General features: G+C 70.6%; 13 protein-coding genes. 11 read left to right on the top strand and 2 right to left on the bottom strand.

The features are described from left to right. Positions 1-417: 417 nt before the first annotated feature. The 3 genes from IO30_RS0114815 (at position 418) to IO30_RS0114805 (ending at position 3,156) form a co-directional block, all read left to right on the top strand. Entirely contained in the window at positions 418-1,044 is a 627-nt protein-coding gene (locus tag IO30_RS0114815) for a hypothetical protein (protein ID WP_031143083.1), read from the top strand. A gap of 510 nt (positions 1,045-1,554) precedes the next feature. Then, the gene (locus IO30_RS0114810) at positions 1,555-2,556 is read left to right on the top strand and encodes an ArsR/SmtB family transcription factor (RefSeq protein ID WP_031143081.1); all 1,002 of its coding nucleotides are present in this window, start codon (positions 1,555-1,557) and stop codon (positions 2,554-2,556) included. A 198-nt stretch (positions 2,557-2,754) separates the two neighbouring features. After that, a complete protein-coding gene (locus IO30_RS0114805; protein WP_031143079.1) occupies positions 2,755-3,156 on the top strand; it encodes a hypothetical protein in 402 nt (133 codons plus the stop codon). A 484-nt stretch (positions 3,157-3,640) separates the two neighbouring features. Here IO30_RS0114805 and IO30_RS0114800 read toward each other — a convergent pair whose 3' ends face one another. Continuing rightward, entirely contained in the window at positions 3,641-4,096 is a 456-nt protein-coding gene (locus IO30_RS0114800; RefSeq protein ID WP_031143077.1) for a DUF6228 family protein, read from the bottom strand. 217 nt (positions 4,097-4,313) lie between these two features. On the opposite strand from IO30_RS0114800, the gene IO30_RS0114795 reads away from it, so the two are divergent. The 7 genes from IO30_RS0114795 to IO30_RS0114765 all read left to right on the top strand — a co-directional run bounded on the left by IO30_RS0114795 (position 4,314) and on the right by IO30_RS0114765 (position 12,444). Then, positions 4,314-5,474, top strand: coding sequence for a ParA family protein (locus IO30_RS0114795; RefSeq protein ID WP_031143075.1), 1,161 nt, complete (start codon positions 4,314-4,316; stop codon positions 5,472-5,474). After that, the gene (locus IO30_RS0114790) at positions 5,471-6,655 is read left to right on the top strand and encodes a ParB/RepB/Spo0J family partition protein (protein WP_031143073.1); all 1,185 of its coding nucleotides are present in this window, start codon (positions 5,471-5,473) and stop codon (positions 6,653-6,655) included. The genes IO30_RS0114795 and IO30_RS0114790 overlap by 4 nt, the downstream gene beginning before the upstream one ends. Before the next feature lie 684 nt (positions 6,656-7,339). Further along, on the top strand, positions 7,340-8,902 hold the full coding sequence (casA, locus tag IO30_RS0114785) for a type I-E CRISPR-associated protein Cse1/CasA (RefSeq protein WP_237403545.1): 1,563 nt from the start codon (positions 7,340-7,342) through the stop codon (positions 8,900-8,902). Then, positions 8,899-9,489, top strand: a complete 591-nt coding sequence (gene casB, locus IO30_RS0114780) for a type I-E CRISPR-associated protein Cse2/CasB (RefSeq protein WP_031143070.1) — start codon at positions 8,899-8,901, stop codon at positions 9,487-9,489. Before casA ends, casB begins: the two co-directional genes overlap by 4 nt. Next, a complete protein-coding gene (locus tag IO30_RS0114775) occupies positions 9,486-10,865 on the top strand; it encodes a type I-E CRISPR-associated protein Cas7/Cse4/CasC (RefSeq protein WP_031143068.1) in 1,380 nt (459 codons plus the stop codon). The genes casB and IO30_RS0114775 overlap by 4 nt, the downstream gene beginning before the upstream one ends. Then, positions 10,862-11,707: a type I-E CRISPR-associated protein Cas5/CasD gene (gene cas5e / locus IO30_RS0114770; protein ID WP_031143067.1), complete on the top strand. Its 846-nt coding sequence runs from the start codon at positions 10,862-10,864 to the stop codon at positions 11,705-11,707. The genes IO30_RS0114775 and cas5e overlap by 4 nt, the downstream gene beginning before the upstream one ends. Then, a complete protein-coding gene (locus IO30_RS0114765; protein WP_031143065.1) occupies positions 11,704-12,444 on the top strand; it encodes a type I-E CRISPR-associated protein Cas6/Cse3/CasE in 741 nt (246 codons plus the stop codon). The genes cas5e and IO30_RS0114765 overlap by 4 nt, the downstream gene beginning before the upstream one ends. 235 nt (positions 12,445-12,679) lie before the next feature. Here IO30_RS0114765 and IO30_RS0114760 read toward each other — a convergent pair whose 3' ends face one another. Continuing rightward, positions 12,680-12,871, bottom strand: coding sequence for a hypothetical protein (locus IO30_RS0114760; RefSeq protein ID WP_031143063.1), 192 nt, complete (start codon positions 12,869-12,871; stop codon positions 12,680-12,682). A gap of 296 nt (positions 12,872-13,167) precedes the next feature. On the opposite strand from IO30_RS0114760, the gene IO30_RS0114755 reads away from it, so the two are divergent. Next, complete coding sequence (locus tag IO30_RS0114755) at positions 13,168-16,743, top strand: P-loop NTPase family protein (RefSeq protein ID WP_245234159.1); 3,576 nt, start codon at positions 13,168-13,170, stop codon at positions 16,741-16,743. Positions 16,744-16,894 lie beyond the last annotated feature (151 nt).

Here is a 16,894-nt window from a genome sequence, read left to right as displayed (position 1 = left end):
TAGCGCCTGGCGCGGGGGGTCTGGGGGGCGAGTAGCCCCCCATGCTGCGGCCGGTCCAGCGCGGCCAGGCGCTGGCGGGGTCCAGGGGCTGGCCCCTGGGATTCACGGTCCGCGGCTGACGAAGTACAAGAACACTGATGTCCCCATGCCCTCATCGAGGGCTGAGCGAGTGCCCCTTCCAGGGTGAGTACGCGTACTACTCGCGCGCCGGGAGCACGGGAGCAGTGATCGCCAGCCACGGCATGATCAAGAGTTCACTCGGTGTCCCCGCCCCGCCCCGCCCCGCCAACTCTGTTGATTCTCCTCGAAGTTCGACCGTCCGCCCCTTGAAGCTGCGATCCGAGAATTCCCTCGCGCGAGGAGGTGGATCTATAGGATCGACATCCAGTGATGATCTTGCAGTGGAGGAGCTGAACGATGCCTGCCATATCCAGCCCGCCGCGCCTCAACACGGCGCTCACCCAGGCCCTGAGTCCTTACCTGCCCTACGAGACGGACTTGGTCTTCGAGCTGCCGGACCCGGCGAAGCTGATCCGCCCCACGGTGAGCATGGCCCTGATCGAGACCTCCTTGACTACAGACCCTCAAGCCCGCCCGGAGCAGCGGTCTGCCTACATCGGGGCACTGGACTACGTGATCACGTACTGGAGGCCCGTCGCGGAACGGGATCGCGGATCGTTCCTCGACGGGTCTGTGCTGCTTCCGCTGCTGAACGGCCTGCTGCGCGCCCAGCCGCTCCAGGGCATCGCCAACTCGACCACCCGGGTCCTGTCCTCCGAGGACCTCTCCCCACGGGCCTCCCGCCTCCTCCAGGAGGCCGGCGTCGATTCCGTCGCTCCCTGCCTGAGGGTGCGGATCACGGCACCGATTGATCAGCTGGGGCTTGCCGAGGAACGGGACGGCTCCGCCGAGGTCTCCGAACGGCTGCACGCCATGGGCCTGGCGCTGAACGCCACGGACAGGCAGCGCGCTGCGGAGTACCTCCAAGAACACCCCAAGGCCACGGGAGAGCAGCTCATCCGCTTCCTGACCTCCGACTCGTAGGAGCCGGCCTGCCCGGCATCAGGCTGACCGCCCGGGACTCGACGGGAATCCTGTGGTCGCACTACCAAGTGCAGTCGGTTCAGTCCCGGGCGGTCAAACTCCGATGCGACGCCAAAGTTGGGTGAGACAGGACATCGGATGTCCTGTGGCATCGAAGGCTGAGCGTCTGCTGCCGGCCAGGCGGCCCGGCTTCGCTTTAGGGGCAGCCCGAAGAACCGGTTTGCGTTCTCCACCTCGGACCACGGGTGCCGGTGTGCCCGCCCACAGGCCGTTGTCCGAGCCGCGGTCAGGCCCGGCGACGAAGCCGCCGAAGGAGACCGGGTTGTTGTGAGCGGTGATCCGAGTCATGCCGCGGAAGGGCCGACCCGTCGCACGAACTGGTTTACGGGCGCGTATGAGCAGTCAGCAAGCGGCCGCAGCGTGCGCCTGAATGCCGGGTCGGGCGCGGCGAGTTGGGGCATGCTGGGGGGGGCGCTCCCGTGCTCTCGTTCGGTGGCAGGAGGCCGGTCGGTGTTACGCATTCACTTCACGACGGAAGACCTTGCCCGGACACGGGTGGCCGCGACGGTCGGCGTTGCAGCGGAGGTCTACGCCAGCCTGGAGCTGCTGAGAGAGAACCGGGAGCTTCCTCACTTCCGCTCGTGGCGGGAAGCGGTCGCGGGCCGGATGGGAGCCGACACGCGCCCCCTGACGTCCCTGGTTCCGGTGCGCGGTCCCGGGCTTGATCTGCTGGCCCTGATGGGAGATGTGCCCTCTCTGGACCACGCCGTGGACAACCTGCTGCACGCCCCGGTGTCCCGGCTGCGACGCGAGTTCGAGGGTCTCGACTTCCACCCCGGACACCTGCCATGGGCCAGACGGGTGTCCCAGGGCGACCGCGACGCGCGGCGGGAGCTCGCCGAGGCCGTGCGCGCCTGCCACCGACTGACCGTGGAGCCCTACTGGCACGGCGCGCGGTCCGAACTCGTCGCGCTGACCACCCGTTGCGCGAACCTGGTGCTGGAGGGAGGCATCGATCTGCTGCTGCGCTCGATCTGCGCACCACTGGTCCGCTGGCGTCCTCCGGTGCTCGAAGCTCCCTACCCGCGCCGAGTCGAGGTGCGCCTCCAGGGAAGGGGACTGATCATCACGCCCACGGTCTTCTCGAAGCGCCCGGTGAACTTTCTGTGGGACCCGCTCGATACCGCCCAGCCCCCCCGGCTGACCGTGCCGGCTCTCCGTCGGCCGCTGACCGGTGCCGGACCGGCGGAAGCGGACGGCTCCGCCATGCGGAATCTGGAGTCTCTGCTTGGCCGCACGCGGGCTGCCGCACTGCAGGTGACAGCGGAAGGCTGCACGACGAGCGAACTGGCCCGCCGCCTCAACGTCACGGCCGCAGCGGCCAGTCAGCACGCGAGCGTGCTGCGGAACACGGACCTCATCACCACCAGCCGCCGAGGCGGGTCCGTGCTGCACCTCATCACTCCCCTCGGGCTGGCCCTGCTGCGAACCGGTGTCCTGACGGAACCGTGAGGACCGAGGGCACCGCGGCATCGGGCGGCGAGCTCAGCGCCGCCCTGCTCGGTCGCTGCCGGGCACTCGCCCCCAGGTGCGCGAGGCGCCGCGCCTGCCGTCCCGCCCCTTTAAGCCGTGGCTTAAGAGGTAGGCCGCAGGTGGCCGGCCAGCCCAGGATGTGAAGCCGCAACCGGCTCATCCCATCCAGGAGACCGCATGAAGACTCATCTCGCCGCCGCCCTCGGTTCCGTCGTGCTGACCGCGGGCACCTTGCTGGGTGCGCCCGCAGCCAGTGCGCAGACCGCCGCCTACCCGACGACCCCCTTCGACGTTACATACGGGGCCAGCTACGCCCGCGGCACCCTGACCTGGTACAACCGGTCGGTCGGGGTTGATGGAACACTCCGGGCTGTCGGTTGCCGCAGGGCGTGGTTCGGCGCGTACGGTGCCTCTGGCAACGAGCTCGGCGCCAAGAGCACCAGCACCAAGTGCGACGTGACGTATCCGCTCCAGACCGTAATCCCTGCGGATGTGCCCGGTGGGGCCGTGTATGTCATCGTCTGTATTGACGATGCGAACGCGAACCCTCTCAAGTGCGTCCGGTACAACCGGCCCTGACCCATCCGACCGGTCGGAAGTGGCGTTGCCGCACCAGCCCCGGGGCGGAGCAATACGCGAGGCCGCGGAAGCTCATCTCGCCGCCCCACGAGGCAGTGATTCCTGCCGTCGACGGCCAGGCCCCCAAGGCACAGCACGGAGCTCCGCTTTGCCAAGTCGCACACTCAAGGCGAGCCGGACGCAGCAACCTGCCAGACGACCGACCGCAACGCAGAACTGACGTGGGCATTCGCTGGACGTCGGAATCGGAATCTTCGGACTTTGGTGGTGACACCACTCAAATCCGACCGTCAGAACGGCCCCTTGGAGCGCCTGTCTTCCGCTGCCCGGTGTGATCGGATCACCCCCTGCGGAGCAGGCCTTCAGGGAGCCGTACAGCGGCTCGACACCGTCCCGAGCGGCCCTGCCGGGCCGGTCGCATCGCCTGAACGGCTCAACCCCGAGCCGACTGGCCCTCCCCCGCCGGTCATTCGCATGCCTGCCGCTAGGACTGCTCCTCGGCGAGGAAGTGCCGGACGTCGGACGCGAAGGACGCCATCTGTTCCCCGGCCTCCAGCCACGTGGTCACCGAAGTGCTCCATCCGCCGGCAGCTGCGCGCCACGGACGCACCGTCCAGGTCAGCCCGACGTGGCCGCCCGACCGGAAGACGGCCGACACGGTGAGGTCCCTGTCGTTGGTGCTCCAGCTGCGTTCGCCGTCCCATCCTCGGTAGCCGCTGGCCAGTTCTTTCAGGAACTCGGGGAGATCGCTGCCCCAGATCCAGCCCACTACATCCTCCGCGCGGGCAGTCAGACCGGGGGCACGGAGCTCGACGGCGTAGTGCACGCAATCCCCGTCGGAGCTGAACCGATCGCAGAACCTCACACTGACCGATGCGTTTTCCTGGCAGCGGATCATCAGGCCGGGCTTGTCGTCTATGCCGTCGTCAGCGGAGCTCATGACGGCACGCTAAGTCAGCACCACGTTCGGCGTCAGCGGGTTTTCCCCGCGCACCACGGTTCGCGGCCCGGCGGCAGATGCCCAGATCGAGCAGGATGTCCGGCTCGCGACCCCTCGCCCGGACCGGCCTCGACTTCGCCGAGACGGCCCATTACAGAAGGGACATGCTTCGGTGTGCCTCTTCGCCTTCACCCAAGAAGGTTAGTAAGGTACCCGCATGACCGCTCCATACGATCCGGAAGTCAGGGAAAAGGTAGTCGCCAAGCTGCCCGCGTCCCTGCGGCAGGAACTCAAGGTCCGCGCAGCCCAGTTGGGCGTGGACATCCAGGACGCCGTCACCGAAGGCGTCCACGCCTGGCGTGCCGACGCCTCCGCGGCGACCCCCGTGGACACGTCCGGCGCCTCCTCCTTCTCCACCTACCTCCCCACCGGCCTGTACGGGGAGTTCAAAGAGGACTGCCGGCTACGGGAAGTCCCGTACAACCAGGGCCTCGCCCAGTCGATCCGCCTGTGGCTCGACACGCACCCCTCCCCCGCAGGCCGGCGCCGTCCGGCCCACGAGGGCGCGCGCCGGATCGTGGTCTGCAACCAGAAGGGCGGCGTCGGCAAGAGCGCCATCAGCAACGGGCTCTCCCAGGCCCTCGCCGAGACCGGCGCCCGCGTCTGCGTCATCGACTTCGACCCCCAGGGCCACCTCACCCGTCACTTGGGCGCGGAGATGCTCGGCATCAAGGAACCGAGCCTCGCCAAGCACATGCTGGGCGAGATCGAGGGCCGGGTGCGCGAGCTCCTCGTCCCCATCGAGCACGGGGTCTTCGCGGGCCGGCTCTTCCTCCTGCCCTCCTGCAAGGACGCGTTCCTCCTGGACGCCCGCCTGGCCACCACGCGCCACGTGCGGACGAAGGAGACCGCACTGGAGAAGGCCCTGGAGGAGCTGGAGGAGGAGTTCGACTACATCGTCGTCGACTGCCCGCCCAGCCTCGGCTACACCATGGACACCGCGCTCTACTACGCGCGCACCCGTGACGGCGAGGCCCCGAAGACCTCCGGCATCGTCGTACCGGTCCAGGCCGAGGACACCTCTGCCGACGCCTACGACATGCTCAGCGAGCAGATCGAGGACCTGGTGGACGACCTCGACATCGAGATTGCCCAGCTCGGCTTCGTCGTCAACCTCTACGACAGCCGCAAGGGCTACGTCGTGACCTCCTCCCTCAACAGCTGGAAGGAGTTCGGCGACCCGCCGGTCATCACCGTCATCGCCGACCTCAAGGAGCAGCGCGAAGCGGTGCGCGTCAAGCTGCCGCTGCTGCACTACGCGCCGGACTGCGAGCAGTCCGAGGCCATGCGCGAGATCGCCCGGAGGATCGCCGCATGAGCAAGAGCGATCTCCTCGGCACCGGGGCGGCCTTCAGCAACGCCCGCCGTGCGGGCGGGCGCAGCGAGCGCGGCCGGGCCAAGGCCATAGCGCAGGGCGACGTACCGGCGTACGAACTGGTCCGGGTCCCCCTCGACCAGGTCTCCCCCACGCCCCTGAACCCGCGCCGCAACTTCGGCACGGACGAGGAATTGACCCGCTTCGGCGAAGAGCTCCGCCAGGCGCAGCTGGCCGCGTGCCTCGTCGTCACCCGCGGTGCGTACCTCGCGCTGTGGCCGGACCACGACGCGCGCATCGGGGCGGCCGCGTACGTCCTGATCAACGGCGAACGCCGGTTCCGCAGCGCCCTGCACGTCGGGCTGGAGTCGCTGGACTTCGTCGTACGGGACGACCTGGCCGCCACGCGCACGGACTTCATCGACCACCTCCTCGCCGAGAACCTGGAGCGGGAGGACTTCGACGTCGTCGAGCGGGCCCGCGGCGTGCAGCAGCTCGTCGACATCTGCGCCGACGAGGGCGGGCGCGAGCACGGGGCGAAGTCGCGGGCGGCGGAGCGGCTCGGCAAGTCACCGTCGTGGGTGACGAACCAGCTGGTGCTGCTGGAACTCCCGGAGGAGATCCAGGCCATGCTCAGCGCGGGGGAGTTGCCGGAACGCGACGGGCGCGCGCTCGCCCGCACGGCGAAGGACCGGCCGGGTATCGGCGCGGGCGAGCTGCTGGCGTTCCTGAAGGACACCAAGGAGCAGGAAGCCCAGGTCAAGGCGGTGCAGCGGGAAATCCTGCGTGAGGCGCAGGAGCCCGCGCCGGCAGCCGTGGTGGCGGCCGGGGGAGTAGCGCAAGCTCCGGCGCCCACCCCTGAGCCGACCCGACTTTTGTCCGCGGACAAAAGTCGGGAGCCGCAGAGCACGCCGACGGCTGCCCCCGAAGCCCCGGCTCCGGCCGCGGAGGCCGTAGCGGAGCAGCCGGTACGGGAGGTCCCCGCGGCCCCGGTCAAGCCGACGCCGAGCCCGGCGGAGCGCGAGCCGGAAGGCGTCATCCCGCCCCAGGTCCGCGGCACGGACCCGGCCCCGGTCGCCTGGCAGGACCCGAAGGCGGTCTATGAGGCGATCCGGCTCCACATGTCGGCCGAGCAGCGCGAGGAACTGACCTTGCTGCTGCTGGAGAGCAACCAGGGGAGCTAGCTGCCACCGCCCCGACTTTTGTCCGCGGACAAAAGTCGGGAGCCCCACACACCGATGGCCCCGATGGGAACGATCCCGTCGGGGCCATCAGCGTTTCCGGGCCGGTGCTGCGGCGGTTCGCGGGGCCGACTTTTGTCCGCGGACAAAAGTCGACCCCTCTCATCCACCGGCGTCCGCGGACAACAGGCGCCCGTTGCCAGCTCGTCCCCACATGCGTGGGGAGCAGATTCACCGTTCGTGCGAGGGCCTGCTCGCCGAGGGACCATCCCCGCCTGCGCGGGGAGCAAGACATGAGGCCGGCCTCAACGAGGTCGAGGTACGGGTCATCCCCACGGGCGCGGGGAGCAGGCGGCTCCGAATGCCCGTGCGGCAAGCATAGGTGTCGCTCGTGCGGCGCAGCCCAGACTTTTGTCCGCGGACAAAAGTCTGGGCTGCGCCGCACCGGAGCACCGGCCAACGGAGTCCGACGGCCGTCCTCGGCGGGGACGCATCTCGGCGTCCAACGGCACTGCAGAGAAGTGGAGTTGAAGTTTCGCAAACCCGTCATACCCACATCGTCCGCCTGCTAGCGTCCTGCCTCATCACATCAAGCAACCGTTATGAGCAGAGAGCAGACGATGCAACTTGGTTGAATCACCCGTCTCGCGCGACGGGGCGTTACGCCCCCGATGGGACCCCCGGGAGGTGGCGTGCATCCCGGCGCTGACCCTCGACGACCGGCTCGTCGAGCTGAGCCTCGTCGACATCCTTCACGACGCCGACAGCCTGCGGACCGTCGAGGGACCGACGCCCGGGGAGAAGGTCGCGGTCATCGAGTTCCTGCTGGCCATCTGCTACGCCGCGGGCACCTATCCGGCCTCCGCCGCTGACTGGCCCGCGTGGGTGGACGAGGAACACGCCCTGCGGCCCGCTGCCAAGTGGCTCGCCCAGCGCCCCGAGGACGAGGTCTGGGACCTGTTCCACCCCACCCAGCCGCTCGGGCAGAACGCCCTCCTCGCCCCCTTCCTCGACGAGCACGGAGCAGGTCCCGCACAACTGGTGATCGAGCAGGCCGGCGACTACAACCAGTTCTTCGACCACCACCACCTCGCGCACCCCCGCCCATTAACCGTGGCCCGGGCCTTCCGGTCCATGCTCACCCAGCACGTGTACGGGCCGGCCGGCCGGGCCCGGATATCCGGCAAGGCGACGCTCGGCGCCACCCTGACCAATCTCGCCGCCACCCGCCTCGGCACCCGGATCCGCGTCATCGCACTCGGTGCCACCCTCGGTGAGACCCTGCGCCTGAACCTGGCGCCAGTCTCCGGGCCGCCCGGCGAACTGAACCTCTCCTGGACGACGGGAAAGGACCGCCGGGGCTTCACCCGTAAGCCCGACGGCCGCCCGGTCAGCGGCCCAGCGGACCTGCACAGCTACCTCGGCCGGTCGGTCCTGCTCCGCCCGACTCCCGCAGGGGACGCCGTGGACCGCGTCCTGCTCGCCGCCGGCGAACTGCTCGCACTGCGGGAGGAGCACCTCCAGGACGCCGTGTACGCCAAGCGGGCCGACGGAACCGCCAAACCGCTGTGGGCATCCGCGACCCGCGCCGTCTGGCGCGAGGCCCACGCCCTCTACGCCGCCGTGGACGAGGCCCGGTCCTCCGAATCAGTGAACGACGGCGCCACCCTGTACCGCCGCCTCGCCCTCTTCCCGGCGCAGGACGTGGCACCCGAACCCGGCCAGCAGCCCGCGCGACGCATCGAGTTGTGGACGGTCGGACTCGTGGCCAAACAGACCACGGCCATCACGTGGGTCGACGGCACCTTTCCCTTCGCCCCGGGCCTGGAGGCGAGGCTCTACCACGCCTCCTTCCGCGGTTCGGAGATCGCCGAGTTCGTGGCCTCCGCCCTCTACAAAGCGGCGTACGCGGCCTGGGCCATCGCCTACCCGAACCCCAAACCGGCCGACAAGAACGGCCAAGTCGCCCGGTTCGATGCGCGCGGCCGGCACTGGGCGGCGACGCGGGAGCCGTTTGACCTCCTGATGGACGAGACCACCATGGGCGAGCCCCTCCAGGAGGGCCTCCTCGACTACGCGGCCACCGTGTCCGCCGCCGCCCGGAGGTTCCTCGCCGAGTCCCTCGACTCCCTGCCGAGGAACTCCCAGGGCGCCAAAGCACGGGCCGCCGCGCTGCGGCGGTTCGACGACGAGCTGGCGCTGCCTAAAGCCCCGGCCGAACTCCGAGAACTCCGAGGGGAGAGGGCATGACCACCCACGCCGAGTCCGCATCGGGCCTGGAGACCAGCGAGAGCAGCGCCGCACTCGCCGGCTGGCTCGCCGGCCTCGTCCACAACCACGACTACGGAAGCCTGGCCGAGCTCCGTCGGCTCCGGGTGCGCAAGGAACCGCACTACCGGGCCATCTGGTACAGCCCGACCGAAGAACAGCGGGAGGTCTACGAGCAGGTCGCTTTCCTGTTCGCCGTCTACCACCAGGGTCGTCCGAAGCCCAGGCTGGGGTACGGAAGCCTCGGCGAGGCAGCCCGCCGCATCGGCAGCGGCGTCGGGCGAGGGCCCGAAGACCAGGGTGCGGCCAGACTCGTCGACCGCATCGTGTCCAGCCGCCGCATTCCGTGGCGCCACCTCCAGCACGCCGTGGCCCGGCTGCGCTCCTGCGACCAGCAGCCACCTTCCTGGGCCCGGCTCGCCGACGACCTCAGCCAGTGGGACGACCGCAGGGCCCGAGTCCCGTACGAGTGGGCCGTGGCCTTCCACATGCCCGCGTCCCGTGCCGTCCGGAGCGGGACCGGCACGCCCACCGCCGCCCACACGACCCAGAAGGGCTCCACCACGTGACCAGCAACGCCTCCTCCACCGGCAGCCAGTTCCTGTCCCTGCACCTGCTGGAGACCCTGGTCGCCGTACTGCCCGTACGCGACGAGAACGGCTCACCCAAGTCCATCGTCTACGGCGGCACCGAGCGGCACATGATCACGAGCCAGGCCCGCCGACGGGCTGAGCGGGTCCACACCCGGGACCGGGCCAACGCGGGCATCGGAGCCTTGGCCGGCCACAGCACCGGGGTCCGTACCCGCGAATGGGCGCTGATCACCGGCCGGGAACTGGTCTCCGCATACGGGTGGGACCGGGACGAGGCCGTTAGTACGGCCCGCGCCGTCATCGAGGCGACCGGTCTGAAGTTCGGCGACCCTGCGAAGAAGACGGTCGCGAACCTGACCAAGGTGCTCCTCTTCGCCCCCTCCGATGCGGGGACGCGCATCGCCGCCCACATCCAGGAGCAGGCCGAAGAACTGCGGTCCTGGACGGGGGAGTACCTGGCGGCGCAGGCTGCGGCCGCGCCCAAGGGAAAGAAGGGCGGCCGCAAGGCCGCCGAGCCGGAACAGGCCGACCCAGACGAGGCCGGTGAGGGTTCCGCCGCGGCCTCGTCCGCAGCCGACGCCAAGCTGCCCGCGCTTCCCGCCGCGACCCGCGCCGCCGTCCTCACCGCGCTCGCCCCGCGCGATGCCATCGACATCGCCCTGTACGGCCGCTTCCTCGCCGAGATCGCCGACTCCCCGAACGTCGACGGCGCCGTCCAGAGCAGCCACGCCTTCACCGTGCACGAAGCCGAGCAGGTCGACGACTTCTACGCCGCTGCCGACGACGCGAAGCTCGACCGCAAGAAGAACGCCCTGGACTTCCTCGACGCCGCGGACGACTCCGGAGCCGGCATGACCGGCTACCAGTCGCTGATCACCGGCACCTTCTACCGGCACGCCGTGCTCGACCGCGTGAGGCTGCGCAACAACCTCCGCGCCGCAGGCATGACCGTCGAAGAGGCCGAGCAGGCATCGGTCGCAGCCGAGTCGGAGTTCGTCAACGCCTTCGTCGACGCCTTCCCCGAGGCCAAGAAGAACTCGACCGCCTCCACCGGCTCGCTGCCCGCCCTGGTCCTCGCCTTCGAGGGCGGGCGCCCGTACAACTACGCGGCCGCCTTCCAGGCGCCGATCGACGAGCGACCCCTGACGGAGGGCGGCAAGGGAGGGGACGGACCGGCTGGGCCGGCTGCCGTCAAGCGGCTGCTGAAGCACCACGCCTTCGTCAGCAGCCGTCGCCCCGACATCAGGTCCGGCCGGGTCCTCACCTACGACCCGCAGATCGACGAACTGCTCGGCACCCTCAAGGACCTCGGTGCGACGCCCGTGACCTCCGCCGAGGAGCTGATGTCGTGACGCAGGTCCTGCTCGTCCGGCTCGCCGCCCCCCTGCAGTCCTGGGGTGTGGCGTCCCGGTTCTCCCACCGCGACACCCACACCCGCCCCACCAAATCGGCGGTCATCGGTCTGTGCGCGGCGGCACTCGGCCGGGACCGGACCGAGGCCGTGGACGATCTCGCCGGGCTCGTCTTCGGCATCCGCGCCGACCACCCGGGCACGCCCGTACGGGACTACCACTCCGTCGGTGCCGGACGGTTCCCGCTGCGGCCGCGGGACGTCATCACCGACCACCGGAGGGCGGCCGCCGTTGCCAAGAGCATGGAGGCGGCCGACGGGCCCTCCTTCGGACACCACGCGCTGGCCGACTGGTACGGCGCGCCGAAGAAGATCGCGGCCGACCCGGTCTCAGGGAACCTCGTCTCGGGAGAGCTCTCGCGCAGGGCGATGATCACCGAGCGCTGGTACCTGTCGGACGCGGCGTTCGTCGTCGGCCTCCAGCACGAGGACGAGGCACTGCTGGAGGAGGTCGGGCACGCGCTGGAACACCCCAAGCAGTTGCTGTGGCTCGGCCGGAAGTCCTGCCCGCCCTCCGGCACCCTCGCCGCGGAGATCCTGCCCGGCACGATCGCCGAGGTGTTCGCGTCCAAGCGCTTGCTGCCCGGCCCGGACGGTCCCGACACGTCGGGCCGAAGGCCCTGGGCCTGGATCCAGGCGGCGTCCGGTGCTGCGGGGGCCGCACCGGTCAACGACCAACCGGTCAGCTTCGACCCGGCCCGCCGAGCCCACGCCACGCGCTGGGAGACCCGGATGCGCGTCACCATCGCCCCGACCGCCACCGATTGGGACATCATCCCGTGAACTCCGCCCGCCTCACGAACAGCACACGGGCCTCCACGGCCCGCTTCGTGGCCACCCACTCGGTCCTGTCCCTGAACGCCCGCCACCCGCTCGTCGCCAAGTCGCTGGTCGACGCCCAGGAGATGCACCGCACCGTCATGAGCGGGTTCCGCGGGTGGGTCGAGGACGGAGATCCCGACGCCCGCTCCCAGATGGGCGTCCTGTCGACCTGGTCGGTGGACCTCAAGGCAGCCGCCCTCGTCCTTGTCGTGCAGTCCAGGATTCCGGGGGACTGGGCCCGGATTCCCCGGGCGGCCTTCACCGCGGCGCCCCACGTCATCACCGTCGACCGCACCTTCAAGGCGGGCGAGGTCGTGGGCTTCCGTACGGTCGTCAATCCGACCCGGAGCAGGCCTTCGGGCAAGCCTGCCGAGGACAAGCCCCGGGGCACACGCACGGCCCACACCACACCGGACCACGTGAAGCGCTGGTTCGCCCGCCGCCTTCAGGCCGACTCCGAGCCTGCGACCGCCGAGGACGGTGTCGTCCGCATCGGCGCCACAGCCGACCCCGCACGCCTCGGGATCCGGATGTTGCCGACCGTCTCCAGCGGCCACCGGGGCAAGCCCGTACGCATCGGCCGCGCAGAGATCCGCGGCTCGCTGACGGTCACCGACCCGGAAACCCTGGTGGGAGCCCTTTCCAACGGGCTGGGGCACGCCCGCGCCTACAGCTGCGGGCTGATCCTGACCCGGTGAGGGGCACGGCCTGAGGGGGCCGACTTTTGTCCGCGGACAAAAGTCGGCCCCTCAGACAGATACTGCGGCATGCTGGTCCGGCCCGGCTGAACACCGAGGGCATGAACGTCCCCGCGCACGCGGGGGCCAAGGAGGCTCTGCTCCTAACGGGGGCCATCCCCGCACACGCGGGGGAGTCCAGCAGGGGCCGAGGCTACGCCCTACGGCCCCGACGGGACCAGACCTGAACGACGCATCACCGCTTCCCGCCGCGCCGCATCAGGATCGTCAGCGTCGCCCGGGCATCGCGTCGGCGCTGCGGACTGCGGAAGAGGACGGAGGACGCGGCCACCGTGACGACGGCACCGGTGTAGGCGAGACCGGTGGCGGCGGAGAGGGTGGCGGCTTCCTGGAGCACGGTCTCCAGGACGGTCAGCAGGACGGACATGAGGATCCCCTCGGGGCTGTCACCCGGTGGCTTCTCCGCCGGGCGCGGTTCCACAGGTATCCGCCTTCCGGAGACTGTCCGGCGATGTCCGGTGAACAGGATCAGCTGCACGTACGCAGGTCAGGGAGGGGATGATGAAGATTCCGGAGAAGTCCGTCGCAGGCGGCGCGGAGAACGCCGCCGGGCCGGTATCGCGTTTCGCGGACGATCTGAGGGAGCTTTACGAAGCCGCCGGTGGCGGCACGGCATTGACCTACCAACGCCTCATCCGCCTGGCTGAGCAGCACCATCGCAAGGTGAGCACCTCTGGTCTCAGCGACTGGTTCCGAGGCAAGACAGTCCCCCGGAAGCCCGAGCACGTCTACTACGTGCTGTGCGTGCTGATCCCCTTCCTGGAAGGCCATGCGCAACAGCGGGACCCGGCCCGCCGCCCAACGGCTCCGGGGGCATGGCAGACCCGGCTCGATTCGGCGCAGGCCGTAAGCAAGAGCGGTCAGGGAGGCCGGGGTTCGCGCGTCCATGCCGCTTCGCCGGGGCGACTGGTGGGCGGGCCGTCGCATGCGCTCCAGGACGTCTTCCCGTACGAGTTCGTCGGGCGGGACAAGGAACTGGCCGAACTGGAAGCCTTCGCCACCGCTCCCGACGGAGCCCCGCCGTACCTGTGGTGGCAGGCCGGACCCTGGGCCGGGAAGACCGCCCTGCTCGCCTGGTTCGCGTCCCGCCGCCTGCCAGCCGGGGTGGACGTCGCGCACTACTTCATCGTCGGCCGCCTCGGCACCGACCGCCGCGAGGGCTTCGTGCGGGTGGTCGGGCAGCAGCTGGCATCCGCGGCGGGCAGCAGGCGACCCCCGGCCGTGGACAACGAGCGACCGGATCTTTCCCCGTTGTACGAAGCCGCGGCGCGGGCCTGCGCCAAACGCCACCGGCGCCTGCTGCTGATCGTCGACGGGCTCGACGAGGACGCGGACGCCGGCCTGGAGGGTCAGGGCATCGCCGGACTCCTGCCCAAGCACCCGCCGCACGGCATGCGCGTCATCGTCACCGGGCGGCCCAACCCGCGCGTTCCCCTGCGACTCGTCTCCGACCACCCGCTCCGGAACCCCGGCATCGTCCGACGGCTGACCGACTCGCCCGCAGCCCTGGTCAAGCGGGATATGGCCCTGCAGGAGCTGAGCACCCTGCTGGGCGACTCGGGCGTCGGCCAACGCCTGCTGGGGCTGCTCGTCTCGGCCGAAGGCGCCCTCACCGGAGCGGACCTGGGCGAGCTCGTCGGGATCACGCCGTACGCGGTGCAGCAGAAGCTCCGCAGCGTGGTCGGCCGATCCATGGCCCCCACCCGTGTCGACCTCCTCCCGCTGGACGCGCGGGCGGAGGCCGATGCCGAGGCGGGCCGGCAGACGTTCGTCCTGGCCCATGAGGAGCTCCGCGCGGCCGCGACCGACGCCCTCGGCAAGGCCGAACTGGCGGCGTACAGGGCGAGCCTGCACGCATGGGCGGACGGCTACCGCGAACAGGACTGGCCCGAGGACACCCCGAACTACCTCCTCACCGGCTACACCCGGCTCGTACGGAACAGAGGAAACACCGACCGGCTCACGGACCTGGTGCTCGACCCGCGACGCCAGCTCCGCCTCGCCCGGCGCTCCGGGCCGGACGTCGCCCTCGCGGACCTCGACCTGGTCGCACCACCCCCCAACCTGGCCACAGCGGCCCGGGCTTCCGCCTCCCGCGCGTTGCTGCTGGCGCACGTACGCCCTCTGCCCGCCTCCGTGGCTCGTACGGTCGCCCGGTGGGGCGACGCCCGGCGGGCCAGAGCCCTGGCAGGCACGGCGGGGGACGCCGCGGCCAGGGCGGTGAACCTCGCCGGTGTGGCCCGCGTACTGAGAGACATCGAACGCGAGCAGGCCGCCGAGTCGGCCCGGGAAGCAGGGGAGTGGGCGCGTAGGGCCCTCAGCGAGGCCGGACGCCTCGGGTACGCCACCGACGAAGCGGAGGATGCCGCCGGACAGGCGGCGCTCGCCCTGCTGGCGACGGGCCAGGAACACGACGGACTGGATCTGCTCCGCTCAACCCACGGCTCGGGCTCGGCCCGGAACGAGGCGTGGGCGGAGGCCGCCCGACTCCTGGCCCCGCACCGTCCGGGGTCCGCGGCGGAGCTCCTGGACGAACTGGAGGAACAGGCCGAGGACCTGGCCGCCGAAGAACCGGGGGAGGGGAGCGCCGCAGCCGCAGCACTCCAGCTCTGGGAGACCGTCGCGACCGCGGACGCCGACCGAGCGGACCGCCTCCACGACCGTGCCTTGGAGCATGCCCGCTCGGTCTGGGACACGGCGCCCGTGCTGGAGAACGTCTCCGTCCTGGCGGCAGCGGCCTCGTTCGTGGCGCGGGCCAGGCCGCACCAGGCGGAGAGCCTCGTGGGCGTGGCCTGTCAACACATCGAGTCCATGGTCCTGGGCGACGACGCGCCACCACTGTCGGCGGCGGACGCCTTCCATGTGGAGTTCGGATTCCGTCACACGCTGGCCCGACTGGCCCAGGCACTTGCGGACATCGGGGCGTCGAGGGAGACGATCGAGGACCTGCTGGCGAGGGCGGAGGGGGTACTCCCCGCGGAATCGGAGCATTGGCCTCGCCAACTGGACGAGGACGGCGTCTCCGAGGCCGAAGGGCTCGCCGACGAAGCGTTTCGCCTGGCCGACAACGGCGATGTCGGCCAGGCGGAGCGCTGCCTGGAGGCGGCGTTGTCCCTCCTGCCGACGGCCGGTCCGGGCACCGGCCGCGCCCCGGTGTGGTTGCCGGACCTGGCCGGTGCACTCGTGCGGACCGGTGCGGCAGCCGACGCCGAGGCTCTGCTCGACCTGGTGCAGAACCCGGCCGGCCGGACACGAGCACACGCTGCCGTGGCCCTGGCCTACGCGGATTCGGGCCTGTTCGCGGAAGCCCGCGGGCATGCGCAGCAGGCGGCCCGAGCCGCCACGACCGGATCCGCTCCGGACGGGAGCTGGGCGTTCGCCGCGCAGGCGTTGGCGTGCGCCGGGGAGGCGGAGTCCGCCTTGGAACTGATCGAGCAGCAGAGGCCACCGGTGGACCGGAGCCGGAGGGCGCAGTGGCGGAAGACCGACCGCTCGGCCCGCATTGCTGTCGCCGCGGAACTCGCGGCGCGCCGCCCGAGGACGTCTGCCGATCTGCTTCTCCCTCTGGCCAAGGAGGTACACGCCCTTCGCAGGTCCTCCAGAAGCCAGGGGCTGTTGTCTCGCTTCGCCGAACTCCTTCCGGCCGCGGTCGACGCTTACAGTCAGCAGGAGTTGCTCCTCGACGAGGTGAAGGAGGAAGGGCTCGTCCGCATGGCCAGAGGCGGCCCGCTGACCTGGAGCCCTGAAGAGGCCCTGGTTTGTGCGCTCCTACGCATCGGCGCGGGCGACGACCCTGGCACGCAGCTGGATTGGCTGGAGCGCGACATGGCCAACCGAGGATCCGGTCACTTCCCGGCACCTGCCCTGGCAGTGCTCCATGCGGCCCGGGGTGACACCGCATCCGCCGAGCGTGTGGCCGCCCAGTGCCCGAACCCGCGGCACCGTGCGGCCGTACTCAACGCAGTGGCGTGGCACCTCGCCCGAGTTCCGGCCCGCCCGCTCCCCGCTCCCGACCCGGTCCGGACGGATCCCTTCACCCGCACCATCCAGCACCTGGCCCTGAAGGCCACCCCATCTGCATCGGCCGACAAGCAGACGGCCCTCTGGTTCCTCAGCCAGGCCCTGAACACCGCCGACTGGTACCAAGCCCTGCCGGTCATGGCCCACGTCGAACCAGAAGCGGTGGCTCGCGTCCGGGACATAGCGGTCGTTCACGTCCGCGCCGAGATGGAGACATGACGTCACGGACTCCACCCCTGTCTGGTACATAGGGAGGAGCCCACAGGTAGCAAGGCACCGTGCGCAGCCTGGGATAGCCGCCGTCACCCAAACCCATCGCGCACATCAGCTGCCCGCACGCGCGGGGATGGACCCAAGGCCGAGGACCTTC

The organism is Streptomyces xanthophaeus, from assembly GCF_000725805.1.
Lineage (GTDB): Bacteria > Actinomycetota > Actinomycetes > Streptomycetales > Streptomycetaceae > Streptomyces > Streptomyces xanthophaeus.
Note: the sequence above shows the minus strand (reverse complement) of the source record. Positions and strands in the feature narration are given on the sequence as shown.